Annotated in this window: 17 protein-coding genes and 1 pseudogene; 10 read left to right on the top strand and 8 right to left on the bottom strand. The window is 42.7% G+C overall.

Going from position 1 to position 21,156, the window contains the following annotated elements; translation table 11 throughout:
* The first annotated feature begins 26 nt into the window (after positions 1 to 26).
* From ABLA76_RS09125 to ABLA76_RS09110, 4 genes and pseudogenes are all read left to right on the top strand, one after another.
* Positions 27 to 1,583 (top strand): type I restriction-modification system subunit M, encoded by a 1,557-nt coding sequence (locus tag ABLA76_RS09125; protein WP_348987686.1) that lies wholly within the window; start codon positions 27 to 29, stop codon positions 1,581 to 1,583.
* A complete protein-coding gene (locus ABLA76_RS09120) occupies positions 1,580 to 2,824 on the top strand; it encodes a restriction endonuclease subunit S (RefSeq protein ID WP_348987685.1) in 1,245 nt (414 codons plus the stop codon). The genes ABLA76_RS09125 and ABLA76_RS09120 overlap by 4 nt, the downstream gene beginning before the upstream one ends.
* Before the next feature lies 1 nt (position 2,825).
* Positions 2,826 to 3,591 (top strand): annotated as a pseudogene (locus tag ABLA76_RS09115) (hypothetical protein).
* Positions 3,592 to 3,615: 24 nt separating this feature from the next.
* Entirely contained in the window at positions 3,616 to 6,732 is a 3,117-nt protein-coding gene (locus ABLA76_RS09110; RefSeq protein ID WP_348987684.1) for a type I restriction endonuclease subunit R, read from the top strand.
* A 141-nt stretch (positions 6,733 to 6,873) separates the two neighbouring features.
* On the opposite strand, the gene hemL is transcribed toward ABLA76_RS09110, so the two are convergent.
* Positions 6,874 to 8,157: a glutamate-1-semialdehyde 2,1-aminomutase gene (gene hemL / locus ABLA76_RS09105; RefSeq protein ID WP_348987683.1), complete on the bottom strand. Its 1,284-nt coding sequence runs from the start codon at positions 8,155 to 8,157 to the stop codon at positions 6,874 to 6,876.
* A gap of 411 nt (positions 8,158 to 8,568) precedes the next feature.
* Between hemL and ABLA76_RS09100 the strand changes: the two genes are divergently transcribed.
* Positions 8,569 to 8,928 (top strand): hypothetical protein, encoded by a 360-nt coding sequence (locus tag ABLA76_RS09100; RefSeq protein ID WP_348987682.1) that lies wholly within the window; start codon positions 8,569 to 8,571, stop codon positions 8,926 to 8,928.
* Positions 8,929 to 9,450: 522 nt separating this feature from the next.
* Here the strand turns inward: ABLA76_RS09100 and ABLA76_RS09095 are convergent.
* From ABLA76_RS09095 to ABLA76_RS09085, 3 genes are all read right to left on the bottom strand, one after another.
* Entirely contained in the window at positions 9,451 to 9,774 is a 324-nt protein-coding gene (locus ABLA76_RS09095) for a hypothetical protein (protein WP_348987681.1), read from the bottom strand.
* A gap of 13 nt (positions 9,775 to 9,787) precedes the next feature.
* Positions 9,788 to 10,486: a hypothetical protein gene (locus ABLA76_RS09090; RefSeq protein ID WP_348987680.1), complete on the bottom strand. Its 699-nt coding sequence runs from the start codon at positions 10,484 to 10,486 to the stop codon at positions 9,788 to 9,790.
* Positions 10,487 to 10,573: 87 nt separating this feature from the next.
* The gene (locus tag ABLA76_RS09085) at positions 10,574 to 12,094 is read right to left on the bottom strand and encodes a hypothetical protein (RefSeq protein WP_348987679.1); all 1,521 of its coding nucleotides are present in this window, start codon (positions 12,092 to 12,094) and stop codon (positions 10,574 to 10,576) included.
* Between the two features lie 564 nt (positions 12,095 to 12,658).
* Here ABLA76_RS09085 and erpA point away from each other — a divergent pair.
* A complete protein-coding gene (gene erpA / locus ABLA76_RS09080; protein ID WP_047771810.1) occupies positions 12,659 to 13,003 on the top strand; it encodes an iron-sulfur cluster insertion protein ErpA in 345 nt (114 codons plus the stop codon).
* A gap of 94 nt (positions 13,004 to 13,097) precedes the next feature.
* On the opposite strand, the gene ABLA76_RS09075 is transcribed toward erpA, so the two are convergent.
* Positions 13,098 to 13,661, bottom strand: a complete 564-nt coding sequence (locus ABLA76_RS09075) for an XRE family transcriptional regulator (RefSeq protein WP_348987678.1) — start codon at positions 13,659 to 13,661, stop codon at positions 13,098 to 13,100.
* Positions 13,662 to 13,758: 97 nt separating this feature from the next.
* Between ABLA76_RS09075 and ABLA76_RS09070 the strand changes: the two genes are divergently transcribed.
* Positions 13,759 to 14,943 (top strand): benzoate/H(+) symporter BenE family transporter, encoded by a 1,185-nt coding sequence (locus ABLA76_RS09070; RefSeq protein ID WP_348987677.1) that lies wholly within the window; start codon positions 13,759 to 13,761, stop codon positions 14,941 to 14,943.
* A gap of 5 nt (positions 14,944 to 14,948) precedes the next feature.
* On the opposite strand, the gene btuF is transcribed toward ABLA76_RS09070, so the two are convergent.
* Together btuF and mtnN are read right to left on the bottom strand one after the other, a co-directional pair.
* The gene (btuF, locus tag ABLA76_RS09065; RefSeq protein WP_348987676.1) at positions 14,949 to 15,794 is read right to left on the bottom strand and encodes a vitamin B12 ABC transporter substrate-binding protein BtuF; all 846 of its coding nucleotides are present in this window, start codon (positions 15,792 to 15,794) and stop codon (positions 14,949 to 14,951) included.
* A gap of 26 nt (positions 15,795 to 15,820) precedes the next feature.
* Positions 15,821 to 16,519: a 5'-methylthioadenosine/S-adenosylhomocysteine nucleosidase gene (gene mtnN, locus ABLA76_RS09060; protein ID WP_348987675.1), complete on the bottom strand. Its 699-nt coding sequence runs from the start codon at positions 16,517 to 16,519 to the stop codon at positions 15,821 to 15,823.
* A 135-nt stretch (positions 16,520 to 16,654) separates the two neighbouring features.
* Between mtnN and dgt the strand changes: the two genes are divergently transcribed.
* The 3 genes from dgt (at position 16,655) to ABLA76_RS09045 (ending at position 20,590) form a co-directional block, all read left to right on the top strand.
* Entirely contained in the window at positions 16,655 to 18,190 is a 1,536-nt protein-coding gene (gene dgt, locus ABLA76_RS09055; RefSeq protein ID WP_348987674.1) for a dGTPase, read from the top strand.
* A 390-nt stretch (positions 18,191 to 18,580) separates the two neighbouring features.
* Positions 18,581 to 20,335, top strand: a complete 1,755-nt coding sequence (locus ABLA76_RS09050) for a type VI secretion system baseplate subunit TssF (RefSeq protein WP_348987673.1) — start codon at positions 18,581 to 18,583, stop codon at positions 20,333 to 20,335.
* 39 nt (positions 20,336 to 20,374) lie between these two features.
* Positions 20,375 to 20,590 (top strand): hypothetical protein, encoded by a 216-nt coding sequence (locus tag ABLA76_RS09045; RefSeq protein WP_348987725.1) that lies wholly within the window; start codon positions 20,375 to 20,377, stop codon positions 20,588 to 20,590.
* Between the two features lie 245 nt (positions 20,591 to 20,835).
* On the opposite strand, the gene ABLA76_RS09040 is transcribed toward ABLA76_RS09045, so the two are convergent.
* Positions 20,836 to 21,102 (bottom strand): helix-turn-helix transcriptional regulator, encoded by a 267-nt coding sequence (locus tag ABLA76_RS09040; protein WP_285809730.1) that lies wholly within the window; start codon positions 21,100 to 21,102, stop codon positions 20,836 to 20,838.
* Positions 21,103 to 21,156: the final 54 nt, after the last annotated feature.

Here is a 21,156-nt window from a genome sequence, read left to right as displayed (position 1 = left end):
AAACGGATTAAAAGTGGAGTTTCACAATGACAAGTACCCAACAACGAGCCGAACTACAGCGTCAAATTTGGCAAATTGCCAACGATGTGAGAGGTTCAGTTGATGGCTGGGATTTCAAACAGTATGTACTCGGTACGCTGTTTTATCGTTTTATAAGTGAAAACTTTGCAAACTACATGGAAGGCGGTGATGAGAGTATCAACTACGCTGAGCTTTCAGATGATATTATCACTGACGATATTAAAGATGATGCCATTAAAACCAAAGGCTATTTTATTTACCCAAGTCAGCTGTTTGCTAATATTGCCGCAAGTGCTAATAAAAATGAAAATTTAAACAAAGACTTAAATTCCATTTTTGTAGCTATTGAAAGCTCTGCCAGCGGTTACCCATCAGAAGACGAGATCAAAGGGCTTTTTGCTGATTTCGATACCACCAGTAACCGTTTAGGTAATACTGTTAAAGACAAAAATATCCGCTTGGCCGCGGTCTTAAAAGGTGTGGCAGGGCTTAAATTTGGTCACTTCGAAAGTAACAAAATCGATCTGTTTGGTGATGCTTACGAGTTTTTAATCTCTAACTATGCTGCTAATGCGGGTAAATCAGGGGGCGAATTTTTTACACCACAACACGTTTCCAGGCTAATCGCTCAGCTCGCCATGCACGGGCAAAGCAGCGTAAACAAAATCTATGATCCCGCCGCTGGTTCTGGCTCATTGCTATTACAAGCTAAAAAACACTTTGATGACCACATTATCGAAGATGGTTTCTTTGGTCAGGAGATTAACCATACCACCTATAACCTTGCGCGTATGAATATGTTTTTGCACAACATTAACTACGATAAGTTCAATATCGCGCTAGGTAATACCCTGCTAGATCCGCACTTCGGTGATGATAAGCCCTTTGATGCTATCGTCTCTAATCCACCGTATTCGGTGAAATGGATTGGCAATGATGATCCAACACTGATCAACGATGACCGCTTTGCTCCCGCGGGTGTATTAGCGCCGAAGTCCAAAGCCGACTTTGCCTTTGTACTGCACGCATTGAGTTACTTATCCAGCAAAGGCCGCGCGGCGATTGTTTGCTTCCCGGGTATTTTTTACCGTGGTGGGGCTGAGCAAAAAATCCGCCAATATCTGGTAGATAACAACTATGTTGAAACCGTGATCTCATTGGCACCTAACCTGTTTTTTGGCACTACCATTGCTGTCAACATTCTTGTGCTGTCTAAACACAAAACTGATACCACTACTCAATTTATTGATGCCAGCACTCTGTTTAAAAAAGAAACCAATAACAACATACTTACCGATGATCATATCGAACAAATCATGCAGGTGTTTGATAGCAAAGCTGATATTGAACATTTGGCAAAATCAGTCAGTTTTGAAGCCATCGCCGCTAACGATTACAACCTGTCGGTGAATAGCTATGTCGAAGTTAAAGATAACCGCGAAGTAATTGATATTACAAAACTCAATGCTGAATTGAAGACTACCGTTAAAAAAATCGACCAGCTAAGGGCAGATATTGATGCCATTGTTGCTGAGATTGAAGGCACGGAGAGTAAGGCATGAGCAATATGAGTTTTATGGAAAAACTGCTTGATGGTGTTGAGGTGGAATGGATGGCCTTGGGAGAAATTGGTGAGTTAGTTCGTGGTAATGGATTACAAAAAAAAGATTTTACCGAAACCGGTGTGCCGGCAATTCACTATGGACAAATTTATACTTATTACGGTTTTTCTACGACAAAAACTAAATCATTTGTTTCGCCTGAGCTGGCCAAAAAATTAAGGAAGGTTAATACAGGTGATGTTGTAATCACAAACACAAGTGAAAACCTTGAAGACGTTGGTAAGGCTCTGGTTTATCTGGGCGAGCAACAAGCAGTTACCGGTGGGCATGCCACAATTTTCAAACCAAGCCCAATTATCTTAGGGAAATATTTTGCTTATTTCACTCAAACAACCGAATTTGCAAATGAAAAAAGGAAATATGCAAAAGGAGCAAAAGTTATTGATGTTTCTGCATCTGATATGGCGAAAATCCAAATCCCTATTCCATATCCTGAAAAACTAGAAAAATCGCTTGCATTCCAAACCGAAATCGTCTGCATTTTGGACGCCTTTACCGAGCTTACCGCTGAGCTTACCGCTAAGCTTACCGCTGAGCTTACCGCCCGTAAAAAGCAGTACAACTACTATCGTGACCAGTTGTTAAGTTTTGAAGAAGGTGAGGTGGAGTGGAAGACTTTGGGGGAGCTTACAGAGTATTCAAAAACTCGTATTTGCTTTGATAAACTTGATAAATCGAATTACGTGGGAGTTGATAATCTCCTACAAAATTGGGCAGGGAAAAAAGAGTCTAATTATGTGCCAACCGAAGGTAACTTAATAGAGTATCAAAGTGGTGATATTTTAATCGGTAATATTCGCCCCTACTTGAAGAAAATATGGCACGCTGATCGTATCGGTGGCACAAATGGCGATGTACTGGTTATACATCTGACTGATGAAACGATAATACCTAGGTATCTATATCAAATTTTAGCGGATGATAAATTTTTCGACTATAACATGCGGCATTCTAAAGGGGCCAAAATGCCACGCGGTAATAAAACAAAAATAATGGAATATCCAATTCCTATCCCCCCACTTGTCGAACAAGATCGCATTGTGACCATCCTAGATAAATTCGACGCCTTAACCAGCTCCATCAGCGAAGGTTTACCGCGTGAAATTGAATTGCGTCAAAAGCAATATGAATATTATCGCGATCTGCTGTTGAGTTTTCCCAAACCAGAGGTAGAGGCATGATATGAGTAAAACGCTAACGGAAATAGCACAGCAATTAAAAGAGGCCAACAAGAAAGTACAGTTGATCTATGCCTTTAATGGCACGGGTAAAACCCGGCTTTCGCGGGAATTTAAACAGCTGATTGCGCCAAAAATCGATAATGATGAAAGTAATGATAATGATACGGATCACGCTGAGTTATCTCGCAACAAGATTTTATATTACAACGCCTTTACCGAAGACTTGTTTTACTGGGATAACGACTTATCTGAGAATACCGAGCCTAAACTCAAAATCCAGCCGAATTCATTTACAGATTGGGTGCTGAAAGACCAAGGGCAAGACCGAAATATCATTGCTAACTTTCAACGCTATACAGATGAAAAACTAACCCCGCATTTTGGCGAAAATGGTGCAGAGGTCACGTTTTCTTTCGAACGTGGCAATGAAGCACAAACTGAAAATGTTAAAATATCAAAGGGTGAAGAAAGCAACTTTATCTGGAGCGTGTTTTACACACTGATTGAGTAAGTATCACTTTAACTTTTTAAGAAATATATTAGAAAAAACCTCGACATTCCTTGGCTATAAAAAGTGGGGGGATTTATTGCCAAAAACCGATGATGGCAGACCTAACCCTTATGAAACCAGGATTATTAATATCTCTAGTCATTCAAAACATGCAGGTGAAGAGGTCGCGGCGCTTACGGATGATGACAAGCGTGTTTTGCACTATCTGATTAATGAAATTAATACGATGTACCGTTTTCAACAGGCAGAAGACTAGATTAATCGAATTTATAGGTGAAGTATGTACGAATACAAAACTGTTGCTGAATCAAATAACTTTATCGTACTCGATAAATACACTAAAGAATTGCAGCTAAATGAAACCTACCAAAGCGAAGGTGATTTAGAACGGGAATTGATCGACGATTTAGTCAGCCAAGGTTATGAATATGTTACTACCTTAAATACGCCTCAAAATATGCTGGCTAATGTGCGAGAGCAATTACAGATACTGAATAATGTTAATTTTTCAGAAAGTGAGTGGCAACGCTTTGTTGAACAGTACTTAGATAAGCCCAGCGATAGCAGCATAGACAAAACTCGTAAGATTCATAACGATTATATCCACGACTTTGTTTTTGATGATGGGCATATTGAGAACATCTATCTCGTCGATAAGAAAAACATTGTCCGTAATAAAGTACAAATCATTAAGCAATTCAAGCAAACAGGGGCGCAAGCGAATCGATACGATGTAACCATTTTGGTTAATGGCCTGCCATTGGTGCAGGTTGAGCTTAAAAAGCGCGGAGTTGCTATTCGAGAAGCTTTTAACCAAGTGCACCGTTATAGTAAAGAAAGCTTTAATACAGAAAACTCACTGTTTAAATACTTACAGCTTTTTGTGATTTCAAACGGTACAGACACTCGCTATTTTGCCAATACTACCAAGCGTAATAAAAACAGTTTTGACTTCACCATGAATTGGGCTAAATCTGATAATACGCTGATTAAAGACTTAAAAGATTTTACAGCGACATTTTTTCAGAAAAATACCTTGCTGAATGTGTTAATTCATTATTCTGTATTTGATGTTAGCAATACTTTATTAGTGATGCGCCCCTATCAAATAGCGGCTACTGAACGTATTTTGTGGAAAATTAAAAGTGCGTATCAGGCTAAAAATTGGAGTAATACTGAGAGTGGTGGCTACATTTGGCATACTACGGGTTCGGGTAAGACTTTAACCAGTTTCAAAGCGGCACGTTTGGCTACTGAGCTGGATTTTATCGATAAGGTGTTTTTTGTGGTCGATCGTAAAGATCTGGACTACCAGACCATGAAAGAATATCAACGTTTTTCACCTGACAGCGTTAATGGTTCGGAGAGTACCGCAGGGTTAAAACGGAATATTGAAAAAGATGACAATAAAATTATTGTTACTACCATTCAAAAACTGAATAACTTAATAAAAAGTGAAAGCGATTTACCAATATACAATAAGCAAGTCGTGTTTATTTTTGATGAGGCACACCGCAGCCAGTTTGGTGAAGCACAAAAAAATCTAAAGAAGAAATTTAAAAAATATTATCAATTTGGTTTTACGGGTACGCCAATTTTCCCGCAAAATGCTTTGGGTGCAGACACCACCAGTAGTGTATTTGGCCGAGAATTACATTCGTATGTGATTACCGATGCCATTCGTGATGAAAAAGTATTGAAGTTTAAAGTTGATTATAACGATGTAAGACCACAGTTTAAGTCCATTGAAACCGAACAAGACGAAAAAAAGTTAACAGCGGCAGAAAACAAGCAAGCTTTTTTACATCCTGTTCGTATTCGTGAAATTTCCCGGTATATTTTAAATAACTTCAGGCAAAAAACGCATCGTCTCCAAGCCGGTGGCAAAGGCTTTAATGCTATGTTTGCGGTCAGCAGTGTGGATGCTGCAAAAGCTTATTATGAAGCGTTCAAGCATTTACAAAAAGAGACTGATAAAAATAAAACGAACAGAAAACCGCTTAATGTCGCCACTATCTTCTCTTTTGCCGCCAATGAAGAACAAGATGCTATTGGTGAAATCATTGATGAAAGTTTTGAACTCACCGCAATGGACAGCAGTGCTAAAGAATTTTTAAGCGCAGCAATTGATGATTATAATGCAACATTTAAAATGAATTTTGGTGTGGATAGTCAAGGTTTCCAAAACTACTATAAAGATCTTGCTCAGCGAGTGAAAAATCAAGAAGTAGATTTACTGATTGTTGTTGGCATGTTTTTAACGGGATTTGATGCGCCGACGTTGAATACTTTGTTTGTCGATAAAAATCTGCGTTACCACGGCCTAATGCAAGCTTTTTCACGCACCAACCGTATTTATGACGCCACGAAGACCTTTGGTAATATCGTCACTTTCCGTGATTTAGAACAGGCTACGGTTGAGGCTATTACTTTATTTGGCGATAAGAATACCAAAAACATAGTGCTGGAAAAAAGCTATAAAGAATACATGGAAGGCTTTACTGATTTAGTCACCGGTGAAGCACGTCGCGGATTTTTAGAGGTAGTGACGGAGCTACAAAGACGCTTTCCTAATCCTGATGATATTTTTAAAGAGCAAGATAAAAAAGACTTTGCCAAACTATTTGGTGAATATTTGCGTGCGGAGAATGTACTGCAAAACTATGATGAATTTGCAGGATTAAAGGCTCTACAACATGTAGATATCAGTAATCCGGAGGCTGTTGAGGCATTTAAGGCTAAATACTACCTAAGTGATGAAGATATCGCCACGATGCAAGCGATTGAGATGCCGACTGAGCGTACTATTCAAGATTATCGCTCAACCTATAATGATACGCGTGATTGGTTACGCCGTGAAAAGTCGTCTAACGAGAAAGATAAATCTACTATTGACTGGGATGATGTCGTCTTTGAAGTGGACTTGCTCAAATCGCAGGAAATTAATTTAGATTACATTCTTGAGTTGATTTTTGAAAACAATAAAAAGAATAAAAATAAAGCAGAATTAATTGATGAAGTTCGCCGTTTAATTCGTTCGAGCCTTGGCAATCGGGCAAAAGAAAGTCTAATTGTCGATTTCATTAATCAAACTAACTTGGATGAAATTATCGACAAGGCCAGTATCATTGATGAGTTTTTCAAATTTGCTCAAATTGAACAAAAGCGTGAAGCAGAAGAGTTAATTAGATCGGAAAAGTTAAATGAAGATGCTGCTAAGCGCTATATTACGGCATCATTAAAACGAGAATATGCAAGTGAAAATGGTACAGAGCTAAATTCAACGCTACCTAAGTTAAGCCCACTTAACCCGGAATACAGAACGAAAAAGCAGACCGTTTTCCAGAAAATTGCTGCCTTTGTTGAAAAGTTTAAGGGTGTAGGTGGGCAAATATAGATGTATACGCGATAAACTTCAAGTTGCAATCCGCAAGACGACGCGAGGCCTTATATTTCCCCGCTGCGTGGCGGGCTTTGGTGTGAAGACGCCACTGATAACAGAGAATAGTGACGTCTGATATTCGGGAAAGCAGAATATTTATTGCAGTTTTGCAAAACAACGTGCTGCCGCATCAACTGTGCGTTGGATATCTTCATCTGAATGAGCGATGGACATAAAGCCGGCTTCAAACGCAGAAGGGGCCAGATAAATACCGTCATCCAGCATCAAGTGGAAGAACTGCTTGAAACGTTCTACATCGCACTTCATGACATCCTGATAACAGGTAACGCTTTGCGCATCGGTAAAGAAAATACCGAACATACCGCCAATGTGGTTAACAACCAGAGGGATGCCAGCTGCTGATGCTGCATGTTTTAAACCCGCGGCCAGCTTGTCGGTTAGTTCCCCTAAACGCTGATGAACACCAATTTGGGCCACTTCTTTCAGACAAGCCAGACCGGCAGCCATTGCAATTGGGTTACCAGAAAGGGTGCCTGCCTGATAAACAGGGCCAGTGGGTGCCAGTTTTTCCATGATTTCCAGACGGCCACCAAAAGCACCCACAGGCATACCGCCGCCGATAATTTTGCCAAGAGATGTCAAATCTGGCTTAACATCGTAATACTCTTGTGCGCCACCCAGTGCGACACGAAAACCCGTCATCACTTCATCAATAATGAGCAGGGCACCAAATTCATCACACAGCTTACGCAGACCCGGCAGAAATTCTGGTAGCGGTGGAATGCAGTTCATATTACCCGCGACGGGTTCGACGATAATACAGGCGATTTCTTCTGGGTATTTTTCGAAGGCTTCACGGACAGAATTGAGGTCATTGTAAACACACGTCAAGGTGTGTTTAGCGAAATCAGCGGGAACACCTGGCGAGTTGGGCTGACCGATCGTCAGGGCACCTGATCCGGCTTTTACCAGCAAGCAATCAGCATGTCCGTGGTAGCAGCCTTCGAATTTAATGATTTTGTCACGGTGGGTATAACCCCGAGCCAGACGAATGGCGCTCATTGTGGCTTCTGTACCTGAGTTCACCATGCGCACCATATCCATGGAAGGCACCAGTTCAGTAACCAATTTTGCCATTTCCACTTCGGCTGCGGTTGGTGCGCCAAAACTCAAGCCACGCTCTGCGGCCTCAATAACGGCATTGCGGATAGCGGGGTGATTATGTCCGAGAACCATTGGTCCCCATGAGCCGACATAATCGATATAAGCATTGCCATCAACATCATAAAGGTAAGCACCATTCGCACGTTGAATAAAGACGGGGGTTCCACCAACACCGTTAAAAGCACGTACAGGTGAATTGACTCCACCGGGGATCACATGTTTTGCCTGAGAGTAAAGCGTTTCGGACTGGCTCATCAATAAAAGCTCCTGAAAGATAACGGGATACGGGAACGTCATTTTAAAGTACCCCACCAGGGAAGCCAAATCATCATTCTGTTCAAATTCCTCTCTCAGAACGTCAACATGCTCTGGTGCTATTCCTCACAGAGTCTAACCCCTTGACATAGACATTTGCTGTTAGATTGATGAATTATATTTCATTATTATCATCTGTATAGGCGTAAATCTCTATCTAATTCGTAGTCTATTGTACTGTTTAAAAGCTAAATTTTTGTTATGGGAGTATAAATTTCGGACTGAGTATTAGACGAAACAATAAATTTTTTCTAAATTAAACTATTATAGCCTGATGGCCTCCACTATTTTTTTGCTTCAGGCACCTTAGCCGTTTTTTAAACGAAATTCAGGTTATTTAGGGATCCTCTTATGAAGATATACAGACATGCTGTATTCCCAATAACTCTTAGAGTAGCTTTACTGTTTCCGGGTATAAGTGTTTATGCAATAGCGGACTCATCATCATGCGGCTCTTCGAACACGACGTCCATTTCCGGTGATGAGACAGAACCCTGTAATCTGTCAAGTGGTGAAAATCTTACTGTCATTAAAGGTGCATCAATTAATGCCCCTGACCGAACTTGGGCTGAGACAGGTGTCGGGGGTTCTTACAATTGGAATGATGGAAATTCTTTCATCTATGGTCAGACTTCCGTCAATACCAGCCTCAATAATTTTGCAGACAGCTATGAGCTGAGCGCAAAAATTGGGCTAAGGATGAAATGGTAATGCAGTAAAAAGAAAACCGTGGAAATAATTCTCCACGGTGAGCGTTTTCAGTGAGCTTATACAATATGGTATTGAGATCATCTCTACAAGAGATATAAATACGTTATTGTATTCGATTATACCGCCGTTACCCTAATAGGTTCTTCCCAGTGTTGGTTTCCCAGAACTTGGCGTTATTATACTTTCAGCCCACGTGTTATCAAGGTGACTGCTTTCTGAGCAATAAATGGTACATATAAGCTTTCCGTCGCTCGCTTTTTCCCAAGTGACGTAAGTATGCCCAGTATCATCTTGTAGTGTTACTGTATGTATAACCATATCCAGCTAGTACCTGAAAGAAATATGAAACATACCAACCACACTTTTTATTCCTGGAAAATAAAGTGTTTTCGTTGCCATTGTAATACCTCTCTATTGTTGTCCCATGATATATTTTATGCTTCCAACATTACACAATGAGCGTTTATGTGATGCTGATGTGAGGCCATGCTGTCACGCTGAGAACTAATTGATTGTATCCCATTATGCTTTTGTCAAACTCAAAGGCTGCATAATAGCTTCTTCCCAGAATTGGCCCCCCGAATTTGGTATGATAATACTTTCAGCCCAGGTATTATCAATATAATCAGTGTTTGAATTAATAACTAATATACATTCTCCATCTAATCCTACGTATTGAGATATACCTCCACCCCGAGAGTTTATATAGGTGTTGATATTATCATAATCGTGACCATCTTTGAGTGTAAAAGTAAATTCACAACCAGGGTTAGGTTGACTCTGATATAAATACAAAATAGTCCAACCATTTTTTATATCTGGAAGATAAAGTGTTTTTATTGCCATTATTAATCTCTCCTTAATATTGTCCCATGGTGTATTTTATGCTTCCAACATGATTGTTGGCTGTAACCGTTATAGTGCCATATCCTCCCTTCTGACCTTGCAGGTTTATTCTAAATTGTCCGTATTCATTTGTGGTCATTGATTGTATCGTATCGGGGTTTGAAGCAATTTCAGATACATTACTCATGTTTATGGCTGGATCTATCTTATAAGAGATGGGCGCGTTTTTAATTTGTTCAGATGTCTGTTTATCGTTAATCCGAATTGTCAGTATTTCATATTCATCACCGATTGGTTGATATCCGGTTATTGTTAGTATTGCTTCAAGAAATGGTTGCGGAGGATTTGTCTTTTTTGGTGGCTCTGTCTTTTGAATTGTGACGTAGATACTTTCAGATTTAGCTTCATTACTTAGTAAGTCAGTGATGGTATAGTAAATATCATAACTTCCGGGAGGAATAGCAGAAAAAGGTATGGTTATTTGATACGTTGGATCATCAATATTTTCATCTGTGATAAAAAACGGTATTGATGATAGATATGGCGTCAGATGTACAATGATTTTATATCCAACACGAACTTTTTCATTCTTTTTTATTATGACGACCAGTTCATCTTGGCTTAGTTCCGATTCATCAATAATACCATTGCTGCTTTGTGGTAAAGTAAGGGGAACAAGGATGGCGTTCAATATTGTGTTCTTTATAGACATGCTATCACCTTTCTCAAACAATTATCTTCATGGAGGCGACTGCCAAAAAGCAGTAACGATGAGCAGTCACCTATTTTGATTAAGATTCTACACTAACGAGTCTCCTTCTCCTGGTGCTACTGTACCGAAGCTTCTAGTGTAAATTTTCGATTTCTGTTTCTGAGCAAGACGACTGTATTCTATCGTGAGCAATCCCACGGCATAACCATCTGCTCTGTCATACCCCATCAGTTTATCGGGCGTGATGAGAGCCTTATAATAGCCATTTGTTATGTCTGTCGATTGCACAGTTTTAACCATCACAATCGGTAAAGGACGTATTGGTGAGATAGTATCGACGCAGTGTGAGATATAAACTTTAATCGTGATCTTATCACCTGCGGCGATGGTGTGATCTGGATTATTGATATCGGATGGCAACCAAACCTCAAGCCCTTTTGTACCGATGCTGTTGATATTGATTGGATTATGTCTGCCAATAAATAGACCGTATTGGTCATATACTTCTGGAGCAACCAAGGTCCGGTGTCCATCAAAGGAACTTGGACCGTTAATACCGCCATTATCATAATTGATGTAATTAAACTTGGATCTCACTGGCATACCTGTTTGGTCAGTCGTAATAAAGCAGAGATGGTTATCACCCGAATACAGGTCACTGTAAGCGGCCTTAAATTTATAATACCCGTCTTCTTCACCTGTTATTTGCCCGGCAAACAGTTCTGTCTTAAAAACGTTTTCTTTATCGTCCGTCACAAACCCGATGATAAAATCACCAATTTGGGCTGTCTCGTAGCTTGGAACCATGACCGTAAACTCATCCGCTTGATCCGGCCTTGTTAAAGTAGAAGACAAGAGTGTTTCTTCAATGCCCGGTGGCTCCAGACTGCTGGATACATTAGTCGGAACGGTCGTAATAAATATGGTTTGTTTTTGATTGTATTCCTCATCATTGAATATCGTATCAAGCTCAACAAACCCTCGGGTCTGCTGAGTGGCGTATATTTTTAGGTTCACAGCCGCCTTTGATGCTTTTTGTATCAGGTAATAATAATATTGGTTTTCTTGATCAATTTTATAAGGGAAAATTTCATCCATGCCCTCTGTGAATATTCGCAGTGGGGCTGTTGTACGAAGCGGAATATCATAGTTTGAAATTGCCCCCCCTCCCTGCTTTAACATCGGATTGATTGATGCTGAAACGAATGGGTTGGTTCCACATGGAGGTTGCCCTGTTAATTCAACAGGCTTAGCGTCATACAAATAAGCCGCTGCTCCTCTCAGTACACAAGTATCGGGATTCAGATCTGGGTTATTAACAGGGTGATAGGTTGCCTGCCCTTTCGGTTTGCTCGTCGAATCTGCGGTAAATTTGATTTCGTGATCACCGTTGCTGTCGTCAGCTTGAAATATCAGTTGCTGGGAAATTATTCCTCTAGCAATTAAGGGGGGGAATTTCTTTATTAGTGTCACTCCTGGTGGAGTATCGACACTAATATTCACAGTATCCAGAATACCTGGTTCATTGGTTATCAAAACAACCACACTGAATGGTTGCCCTTTGATTATGTTACCGTTTTGGGGAACTACCGTGAGTTGTCCAGCCATTATATTATCCTTTCAAAGTATAAAGTTTACTCTTCACTGAAAACCACATTTTGTGGGTGTGGTCAGCAGCAGATTTTGACTCTTTATCGAAAAATAACAGGAATGACAGTATTTATATTTAGAATTGACTTTATAGAAAATTTAACACCGAATTATTGGAAGGCTATTTTTACTGAAATTGCAAATCAGGTTATATTAAAACAAATAGGAGTCAATATAATTATGTAAATAAAATTAATATATTGAAAGTCTTTAACTACATTCCCTAATAAACTTTTCCTAACAACAAATTTGAGTAAAAAGCAAACAATATACCACCTTGTAGGTATTCCGTTATGATTACTCGCTTTGCAAGGCAGAATGAGAGCATACTTTGATTTATTTTTATCAAAAAAGTACTTAAGTACTCGCGTGATAAGCATCATTCCCTCGTCGAATTGTTGCATTCATGTGGCAAAACTTGAACGAATCAGTCAGGTATTGGATAATCCCGGCTAACATGATCAGAAAGCCTAAAATAACTTTCCGAGAATTTTTACCGGAAAACCGGACTGGAGTAAAAGTATGAGCGATGATGCTGCATTGCCTTTGCAGTTTACTGATGCCGCAGCCAATAAAGTCAAAGTACTGGTTGCTGATGAAGATAACCCGAACCTGCGCTTGCGGGTTTACATTACAGGTGGTGGTTGTAGCGGTTTCCAGTATGGTTTCACTTTCGATGACCAAATTAACGAAGGTGATATGACGATCCAGAAACAAGGGGTTGAATTGGTTGTTGACCCAATGAGCCTGCAATACCTGATAGGCGCTTGCGTGGATTATACCGAAGGGTTGGAAGGTTCCCGTTTTATTGTTGCCAATCCGAATGCAAAAACCACGTGTGGTTGCGGCTCTTCTTTCAGTGTCTAATGGGAAAATTCACTATTGCAATAAATGGCCTCTTATTTAGCAGGCCATTTTGCAAGAGACTGTCATTTTTCCGCTGTATGGGGTTATTTTTTAATTAATTATGCGGATAGTGAATAAGGTTATGGATAACGACGGTCTTATCGCTTGAATTGGCATAAGCATGGTGACAATCGGCATGAAAACGCATGGATTCACCCGCTGAAATTTTATGCCAGATGTCATTAAGACGCAGATCGAGTTCCCCACTGAGTACGATAACATGCTCTATTACCCCGAATTCATGTGGAGAAGATTCACTTGAAGCACCGGGGACTAATTCTATTTTGAACAAATCAATGAAGAGTTCATCATCAAAAGGGATGAGCGGCGTGACACGCATACCTGAGTTGTTTTGCTCAAAGATCGGTAATTGATTAAATCGATATAATTCAGGCTGAGATTGGGGAGCCGCCCCCTCTAAGAAGGTTGAGAAGGCAATATTAAAGCCTGTGGCGATTTTCCACAGTGTCGAAATTGTCGGGCTTGATTGGCCGCGTTCAATTTGCCCAAGCATCGCCTTACTGACTCCCGTCAGTTTAGCCGCCTGACTGAGGCTTAGCCCGAGGGAAGCTCTTAATGATTTAAATTTTTCAGCAATTTTCGATGTGATATCACTCATTGGTGCTTTCTCAAAAAATGGGTACATTATTGAACGTTATAACGGACGATGATATTCTGACCATCGTCCGTTATAACGTCCGGCAAGGTAATGTCATATGTCTAAGCTATCATTTTTCAGGGATTTTTCACCAGCAACACTTATCACTGGGTTTGTTGCGGTATTAGTGGGTTATGCGAGTTCAGTGGCGATAATTCTCCAGGCAGTGGCGGCTATCGGCGTTGAGCCAGCACAAATAGGGGCCTGGCTCAGTATGCTTGGCGTGGGAATGGGGATCACGACAATGGGGTTGTCCCTCTATTATCGCACTCCTATTTTAACGGCCTGGTCAACACCGGGAATTGCATTACTGGCGACAAATTTGCCGGACACATCTGTTAACGAAGCCATCGGTATTTTTATCTTCGCTTCGGCATTAATGTTGATATGCGGTGTCACCGGACTGTTTGCCAGATTAATGAATTACATCCCGCACACTATCGCGGCGGCGATGCTTGCCGGCATATTGCTTCGTTTCGGTTTGGACGCGTTTGCAATGCTACAAGTCAACTTTTGGCTTTGTGGTGCCATGTTACTCGTCTACTTAATTTTCCGCCGCTATTTTCCGTTATACGCCATAATCTCGACGCTGGCGGCTGGATTGGTTATTTGTATTCTTAGCGGCGACTTAACGTTGGCGGGTGAAAATGTAATGTTTTCCATGCCTGAATTTGTGATGCCACAATTTAGCGCAACCACACTGATTGGCGTGGGCATTCCATTTTTTATCGTCACGATGGCGTCACAAAATGCACCCGGGATCGCAACCTTACAGGCGGCGGGATATCCTCCCCGTGCCTCCAAATTACTTATCTGGACGTCATTGATGGCAATGATCCTGGCGCCTTTTGGGGGATTTAGTATTTGTATTGCTGCAATTACAGCAGCTATTTGTATGGGAAGCGATGTCCATCCCGATCCCAATAAGCGATATGTTGCCGCTGTCAGTGCCGGTTTTTTCTATTTGTTGGCTGGCATTTTTGGCGGGGCAATTTTCTATCTGTTTAGCGCATTTCCAGCCCCGTTAATAAAAATTTTGGCCGGATTGGCACTTCTTGGCACTTTTACCAATAGCCTGAATCAAGCGATCAGGGATGATCACACCAGAGATGCGGCAATTATCTGCTTCCTTGTCACCGCTTCGGGCGCCAATGTACTGGGTATCAGTTCAGCATTTTGGGGATTGATTGGCGGGATCATGGCTCACAGTGTGCTAAAAAAACGCACCAAGATAAAAAAATAAACCAGTTAACTGGGACGATTTAACTGCTTACAAAGTTGTTCTGCCGCCCAAATAATCCTTGGTCCCGCACGGCTAAACCAGTCATCATTTAGGGCGATAATAGTGACATTCATTTGTGGTCGCCAAAAATCGGCCACCCGCTGTTTTTGCCCTTCCATTCCACCGATGACAATGACTTCCGGTTTGCGGGTAAGTACTTGCTCACGGTTAACCTGTGGCCACGGAACGGGACTATCAGCGAAAATATTTTTACCGCCACAGACGGAGACAATTTCGCTTTGGATAGTATGGCTTGAGGAAGTAAAAATCGGCTGCATACCAAACTGCAAGAACACAGGCTTAGGGTTCAGGTCGGCATACTTTTGTTTTAATTGGCTGAACTGATCGCGCATATCTGTGGCTGATTTCTTGGCTATATCAGGATGTGGGCTATAGGCAGCCAGTCGTTCCAGTTCTGATGCAATATCTTCGACTTTTTTTACATTCGAATAAAAAATGGGGATACCTAAAGCAGCGAGTTGTTCCAGAGGACGTTGGGGATTACCGCCACGCCATGCCAGAATCAGGTCAGGTTTCAGGGCGATGATCCGTTCAACATTGATGCCTTGCCAATCAGCAACCTGTTCTAACTTTTTAGCGGCTTCGGGATAATCGGAGTAAGCGCTAACTGCGACAAGCTGGTCGCCCAGCCCCGCAGCATATGCCAGCTCTGTCGTTGATGGGGCAAGGCTAATAACACGGGAAGCTGCCGCATAAAGTGGAGCACTGAAACCACACCAAAAGCTGTACAGAAGGAATAAAAATGCCAGCCAAATGGATCGGTGGGAAATTATTTTCAACCATGATTTCATTATCGATGCTCCACTGTAAAGACGCTTTATTGTTTGCTGAGTTCGGTCAGCATCGCATTGACCATCCGCGTTGATTCACGCGCTGCGACAACTAAAAACTCATCAAAACTGATATGGGACTCTTGATCGGCAACGTCAGAAATAGCCCGAACGACAACAAAGGGAATGTGATATTGATGGCAAACATGACCAATGGCTGCCGCTTCCATTTCAACCGCAGCAACTTGCGGGAAGGTAGCCCGAATGCGTGCCAATGGTTCAGAACCATTGATAAAGGCATCACCGCTGCAAACCAGACCACGGACGGCACTCAGGTTGAGGGATTGGATACATTTTTCGGCCAGGGCGATTAACTTGTCGTCAGCAATAAAGGCGGCCGGGCATTGCGCCATTTGTCCCGGTTCATAGCCGAAAGCGGTAAGATCGGCATCATGGTAGCGAACTTCTTCGGAAACCACGATATCTCCGACTTTCAGATTAGGATCAAGGCCACCGGCTGAACCCGTGTTAATCACGATATCGGGCTGGCAATGCTCAATCAACAAGGTGGTGCCAAGTGCGGAGGAAACTTTACCAATACCCGATTTCAATAAGGCAATATCAACGCCATTCAGTTTGCCGGTATAAATTTCGCATCCACCTCGTGACAATGTTTGCAGATCTTCAATCTGGTCACGCAATAAAGTCACTTCTTGTTCCATCGCCCCTATTACACCTATTTTCATTGTGTCATACTCGCTTATTATTAATGGATTGATGCCTTATTAACAGGCCGATTTAATCGGCAAGTGTATCATTGAATGGCTATTTACCGCAGATTCCAATTCTGAATAATCGTTATATTTGGCATGGGGGGATTAATGTCTAAGATTGATTTCAAGCAGAAGTTGAATTACCAACGCAAGTTCAGTAAATCTTCCATTCATCCCGATGATGAAGAGCAAGTGAATCGCCAATTTGAAAGTGATCGTGGGCGGATCATCAACTCAGCCGCTATCCGGCGATTGCAACAGAAAACACAGGTATTTCCACTGGAACGTAATGCGGCGGTACGCAGTCGGCTGACGCATTCGCTCGAAGTACAGCAAATAGGGCGCTATATATCAAAAACGATTATTGCCGAGCTGTCAAAGCAGGGCTTGTTGGAAAAATATGGGTTGAGTGATCGCTTGCTGGCTTTTGAAAGTCTGGTTGAGATGGCTTGTTTGATGCACGATATTGGCAATCCCCCATTTGGTCATTTTGGCGAGGCAGCGATTAAAGATTGGTTCTCCCGCCGATTAGATCCTGACTATTCTCTCCATTCGCCGAAAACGGAGGATCGGCAGGATGCCTGTCAGGTCGCGGCATTACGTCTGACGGGAGAAGAAAAGAAAGATCTATTCCGTCGGCAATTGCGCAGAGATTTATGTCAGTTTGAAGGGAATGCTCAGGCTATCCGTCTGGCACATAATCTGCTGCGCTTGAATCTCACGTATGCCCAGATTGGCTGCATATTGAAATATACCTGTCCGGCCTATCGTCTGGAAGAGATACCGACTGAATTCAGTTACCTGATGAAGAAAATAGGTTACTACTGGTCAGAAGAGAGCTTTATCCGTGAACTGAAAAAAGAACTGGAAATGGGCGATTTTTGTCGCTTCCCGCTGACCTACATTATGGAAGCCGCCGATGATATCTCATATTGCATTGCGGATTTGGATGATGCGGTAGAAAAGGATATTTTTAATGTTGAGCAGTTGGTGGAATACCTGAAAAAAGAGTGGGAAGAAAATGGGGGACACCAGAAAGGTGACCTGTTCGAATCTACCGTGATACAAGCCTATAAGAAAACCACCAATAACGAAGTCCGTCGTAATATCCACGAACAGTTTTTCATGTACTTACGGGTGTTTATCACCGGAAAATTGGTGCCTTATACCGCTAAATTGTTTATTGAACATCTGCCTGAAATCTATACAGGGACATTTAATCACGCCCTGCTGGAAGGAAATGGGGAAGAACACCGTTTATTGAAGACGTTGAAAAATGTCACCCGTAAACGGGTTCTCAATCACCCTGAAGTGGAAGAGCTGGAATTACAAGGATACCAGATTATTACCGGATTGCTGGATGTCTATAAACCTTTGCTGGCACTGCCTCGTCAGGATTTTATGGAATTGAACCAGAATAATTTTCACAAAAAATACTTTATTGAAACGCGCCTGCTGCACAAACTTTCGACCAAGCATCGTTTGGCTTATGGTGAAGCGGTGGAGGGCATTGTTGCCACTGATGAGGCTGAAAAAGATGTGATCGAGTTTTATTATCGGGCACGTCTTATTCAGGACTATATCAGTGGCATGACGGATAATTACGCTTACGAAGAATATCGTAAGTTTATGGTCACAAAGTAACGGGGTAGAGTGGTACGGTATCCGCTTCCCAAAGCGCGAGATGTACCGCAATTATTGCTCTTCCTTGCTACGGGCGTTTTCGTTCGCCACCCGAAGGCGATCCTGACAGGCGAAGGATCATTTTTGTAGAAAAAGACATTAACGGTCAGGCAGGAGAGAGCCAAACCGTTAACGATTCCTGCCAGCCTGATTTTTGCCTGAATGACCGTGCATATTCTGATAATCCCCCTATATTCTGCCAAAACCCGCCCAAAATTGGATTTAATTCGTTAATTAATTTGATTGATTAATCTGTAGAATAAATGTGCTTTGCTGTTCAACTGCGCAGTTTATCTCGCTGATATTCAGCCTAATACCGAAGCCTGATTGATAAAATATAAGTTAAATTCAATGAAAAATAACAAGGAATTGCTGTACCTGCAAGAACGCGCTTACCTGCGAGAGCTGGCTGAGCACATCGCAAAAGCGTCGCCGCATCTGGCTGAATTTCTGGTTTCCTCTCATGACCCCGATATTGTCCGTGTTTTCGACGCCTTTGCGTTTTTGACTGCCAATCTGCGGGATAAGCTGGAGGATGATTTTCCCGAAATTGTTCACGGCATGCTCTCCCGTATCTGGCCGTTAGCCCTGTCGCCTATTCCACCCACGACGATAGTCCAGTTTACGCCTGCGGATGACGAGCATCAGGGCACGGCCGAGATCCCGATCGGTACATCGGTGTCTGCCAGCCTTAACGGGCAGTGGCTCGGCTTTAAAACCTGCCGTCCTTTGCATATTGAACCGTTGATTGTGCAGGAGCGCACCGTCAGAAAAACGGGCACCCACAGTGAAATTATCCTGACACTAGGCCAAACCGGTTCGGCATCGTCTTTCTGGCAAAGTGGTCCGCTGACGTTCTTCCTCGGCACCGACACAGCGCGTGCCGCCCAGCTCAGCCTGTGGCTGGATCAACATATCTGTGATGTCAGCCTGAACACACAGGGCGGGCGGCGAACCATTAAAAGTTTTCCTTATGGCTGGTATGGCCTGCTGGACGAGCCGTTGCTGCCCACCGCCAAAAGTCCCTATTCCGGCCTGCAACCGTTGGTGGAATACTATGCGTTGCCGGCGCTTTATAACTTTGTCACGCTGGATATCAGTAGTCGCTGTGCGCAAGTGCCGCTCAATGACGATGGCACGTTTGAGCTGATTTTGCGGTTCGAGGGCGAATTGCCGCTGGATGATGTCGAGGGGGTATTTTTGTTGGGTTGTGTTCCGGCCATTCATCTGGAAAACCAGACCAGCCCGCCTGTCCGGTTGGAAACCGGTGATCACCGCTATCCGCTGCCATTGGGGGAGTCAGTGTGCTTGTACCGGCTGCGGGAGGTTCAGGTGGTGGTGCAGCCCGAAGACAGCGAGCAGCGTGGCACGCCTTATCACTGGCTGCCGATTGAGCAGTTTGTTCCCGGGCGTTTTTTCGATGACGATGAGCAGCCCGACACGTTTTACTACCAGCTCCAGACTGAATCTGATTTTCTGGGCAGAACCCGCCACCGGCTGTGCTTTTTTGATTTGACCGGCAATCCGGCCCACACTCTGCCGGATATTGCTGTCTCGTGCTCTTTCACCGGCTACCATGAGCAGGCACGGATGCTGGAACAGGGCGCAATTACCGTGACGCCGGAAAGTGCACCGTCTCATCTTGATGTACAAAATATTATTCCTGTGGTGACCGATTATCCGCCCTTGTTACAGGAAAATAACGGCTGGCCGCTGCTCTCCTGTCTCTCCAGCCCGCCGGTGATGTTATTTGCCACTGACAGCCTGAAACAGTTTCTCCGTCTGTTTGACCCGCACCGCGAGACAAACCGTCCGCTGAGTCGCCAGTTCCAGCAACATATTGACGGCATTGTGCAGGTTAAAGAGCGCCTGACCGACCGCTTAAGGCGTGGGCAACCGATTCGTGGGTCTGTGTTGTCGCTCACGCTGGTTCCCGGTTGTTACCGCACGCCCGGTGAGATGTACCGCTTCAGCCGGTTAATCAATCAGGCGATGGCCTGCTTTATCAGCCAGTCCACGTTCGTCATGCTGGAAATTTTCACCCCGGACAACCCTGAAGTACTGTGGCAGTTCTGGCACGTCGATGGATTACGCCCCGCCATGTAAGGCATTCATGTCATAAACGAGAAGGAATAAGGAATAAACATGAAAAGTGGATTACGTTTTACCTGCCGTATCGCGGGTGTGCCGGAAGACACCTTTGCGGTCGGTGATTTTTCTTTGCAAGAGGGATTATCGGAACTGTTTACCCTCAACCTGACGCTGGTCAGGGCCGGTAACGCGAACCCGTTCAGACCACAGACTGAGATTGATTTGGCCTCACTGCTAATGCAGGAAGCGGAGATAAGTATAATTAATTGAATATAAAAGATATATTATATTACCGCCCTTTTATGCCCCTTTTGATGCCCCAAGATTTTTTTGTTTATTTTTTTTCATATCTGACTGATTTTTATTATTTATATCATTAATTGTGTGATTTTCAATCATTTTAAAGAAAAAAAGCCGTGAGGATTAAAAATGGTAAAATTTAGCTACCATTTTACGCTCAGGGCTTGAGATAAAAAATATTCATTTTTACGACATCGATCACAAATTACAGCGGGTTATTCCTGTGGTTTACTGCGAACTTTACGCTCAATCAGTTGACCCTGCTTATCAAAATAACGACTTGGCCAGATTTCTGAGGGATGGATACCAAGATAGTTCGCAATTATCCATTCGCCTTTAGGCCACTGTCTGCTGAGTGCATTTGCGAGTGTAGATGAACTGAGTCCCGTCTCACGGGAGAGGGCCGCTAAGGTTGTACCACGTTTACGTAATGCGGCGATGATATCGGCCTGATGCCAGTCATTTCTAACGTTGTCATTCATTCCTGCTACCCCTTTCCATTCATTAATATTGATGGTGGCGATTCAGACAGGGTT

The organism is Xenorhabdus sp. SGI240 (assembly GCF_040081915.1).
GTDB lineage: Bacteria > Pseudomonadota > Gammaproteobacteria > Enterobacterales > Enterobacteriaceae > Xenorhabdus > Xenorhabdus bakwenae.
Note: the sequence above shows the minus strand (reverse complement) of the source record. Positions and strands in the feature narration are given on the sequence as shown.

Bases quoted from the DNA above. Each gene is read 5' to 3' on its own strand.
- ABLA76_RS09125 (WP_348987686.1), top strand. From the start codon at position 27: ATGACAAGTACCCAACAACGAGCCGAACTACAGCGTCAAATTTGGCAA.
- hemL (WP_348987683.1), bottom strand. From the start codon at position 8,157: ATGAGCCAGTCCGAAACGCTTTACTCTCAGGCAAAACATGTGATCCCC.
- ABLA76_RS09070 (WP_348987677.1), top strand. From the start codon at position 13,759: ATGTCTAAGCTATCATTTTTCAGGGATTTTTCACCAGCAACACTTATC.
- dgt (WP_348987674.1), top strand. From the start codon at position 16,655: ATGTCTAAGATTGATTTCAAGCAGAAGTTGAATTACCAACGCAAGTTC.
- ABLA76_RS09100 (WP_348987682.1), top strand. From the start codon at position 8,569: ATGAAGATATACAGACATGCTGTATTCCCAATAACTCTTAGAGTAGCT.
- mtnN (WP_348987675.1), bottom strand. From the start codon at position 16,519: ATGAAAATAGGTGTAATAGGGGCGATGGAACAAGAAGTGACTTTATTG.
- ABLA76_RS09050 (WP_348987673.1), top strand. From the start codon at position 18,581: ATGAAAAATAACAAGGAATTGCTGTACCTGCAAGAACGCGCTTACCTG.
- ABLA76_RS09085 (WP_348987679.1), bottom strand. From the start codon at position 12,094: ATGGCTGGACAACTCACGGTAGTTCCCCAAAACGGTAACATAATCAAA.
- ABLA76_RS09090 (WP_348987680.1), bottom strand. From the start codon at position 10,486: ATGTCTATAAAGAACACAATATTGAACGCCATCCTTGTTCCCCTTACT.
- btuF (WP_348987676.1), bottom strand. From the start codon at position 15,794: ATGAAATCATGGTTGAAAATAATTTCCCACCGATCCATTTGGCTGGCA.
- ABLA76_RS09075 (WP_348987678.1), bottom strand. From the start codon at position 13,661: ATGAGTGATATCACATCGAAAATTGCTGAAAAATTTAAATCATTAAGA.
- erpA (WP_047771810.1), top strand. From the start codon at position 12,659: ATGAGCGATGATGCTGCATTGCCTTTGCAGTTTACTGATGCCGCAGCC.
- ABLA76_RS09110 (WP_348987684.1), top strand. From the start codon at position 3,616: ATGTACGAATACAAAACTGTTGCTGAATCAAATAACTTTATCGTACTC.
- ABLA76_RS09040 (WP_285809730.1), bottom strand. From the start codon at position 21,102: ATGAATGACAACGTTAGAAATGACTGGCATCAGGCCGATATCATCGCC.
- ABLA76_RS09045 (WP_348987725.1), top strand. From the start codon at position 20,375: ATGAAAAGTGGATTACGTTTTACCTGCCGTATCGCGGGTGTGCCGGAA.
- ABLA76_RS09095 (WP_348987681.1), bottom strand. From the start codon at position 9,774: ATGGCAATAAAAACACTTTATCTTCCAGATATAAAAAATGGTTGGACT.
- ABLA76_RS09120 (WP_348987685.1), top strand. From the start codon at position 1,580: ATGAGCAATATGAGTTTTATGGAAAAACTGCTTGATGGTGTTGAGGTG.